Origin of the sequence: Streptantibioticus rubrisoli (genome assembly GCF_024436055.1) — a bacterium.
GTDB lineage: Bacteria > Actinomycetota > Actinomycetes > Streptomycetales > Streptomycetaceae > Streptantibioticus_A > Streptantibioticus_A rubrisoli.
Genome location: NZ_JANFNH010000104.1, coordinates 1 through 1,080, shown reverse-complemented (window position 1 = coordinate 1,080; position 1,080 = coordinate 1). Strand labels below are relative to the sequence as shown.

The 1,080-nt window shown below is 70.3% G+C and carries 1 protein-coding gene; it reads right to left on the bottom strand.

Annotated elements, in window-relative coordinates:
- Positions 1-251: 251 nt before the first annotated feature.
- A complete protein-coding gene (locus tag NON19_RS33025; protein WP_255932961.1) occupies positions 252-689 on the bottom strand; it encodes a gamma-glutamylcyclotransferase family protein in 438 nt (145 codons plus the stop codon).
- Positions 690-1,080 lie beyond the last annotated feature (391 nt).

Here is a 1,080-nt window from a genome sequence, read left to right as displayed (position 1 = left end):
CGCACGCAAGGGGGTGTGCCGGGGTGTCCCCGCAGCGACCCCGCGACGTACCCGCGGATAACCTCAAACGCGGAGTGAGGAGACACCCCGGCGCGCCCCCGACCCACAACCGGCCGCACGCAACGGCAACCAAAGGCCCAGGGCAATCGGGTGGGCGGGTGGGCAAACCCCCAACCGACGAACCCGCACCCTGCGCAGCGAACACACCGCAAAGGCCAAAGGAAAAGGGGCGAGCGGCTGGGGCGAGCCCCCTAGCAGGGCCGCTTGCGCAGCTCCATCACGTAGTCGTGGGGCGCCCCGCAGGACTCCGCCGCGTCCGCGATCTCCCCGAGGTAGCGGGCCGAGGGCAGCCCACCCTCGTAGTCGTTCAGCACGTAGACCCACGCCGCGAGGTCCCCGTCCAACGTGTGCACTCGCACCGTCGTACGGCGGTAGATCCCGAGCGGCACGCCCTCCCAGCGGTCCATCGACTCCTCATCGATGGCAGCGATGTCGTAGAGACCTACGAAAACCTGGTGCAGGGGGTCTTCGACGAGGGTCGCCAAAGCGCCCTCCCACCCCATCTGCTCGCCGCCGAACGTCAGTCGCCAGCCGTTGAGCCAGCCCGTACCGCGTAGCGGCGAATGGGGCGCGCGGCGGGTCATCAGTCGCGCATCAAGGTTCCCGGCGTAGGCGGCGTAGAGCGACATGGGCGCAAGAGTACGGGAACCGGCTGAGCGCCGACTCCCCACCGGCTCGCAGCCCACGATCGGGGGGCGGGGCCGGGGCCTCCGGGGTGGGGGTCCTGGACCGTATATTTACGGGCCCTTCTCCCCAATCGTTGGTGCGCCGGAAGTCCGGCCCGCAAATACGCCCCTGGCCTTCGGCATGGGGAACCCCGGCGTCCAGGACCCCCACCCCTCCGACCCCGACCCCTCACGTCTCTGCCTTGCAACCCCCACCGGGCCGCAGCGCAAGACGAAACGGAAGGGGACGTGCCGGGGTGTCCCCGCAGGGTGGCGATCGAACTTCCCAGGAACCAACGTCAGGGCCGAAGGGAGCCACCCGAGGTGTCACCCCGGCGCGGCCCCGACCCCAAAC

What these genes read in the sequence shown, in the direction of transcription:
- NON19_RS33025 (WP_255932961.1), bottom strand. Translation starts at nt 689, where the DNA reads ATGTCGCTCTACGCCGCCTACGCCGGGAACCTTGATGCGCGACTGATG.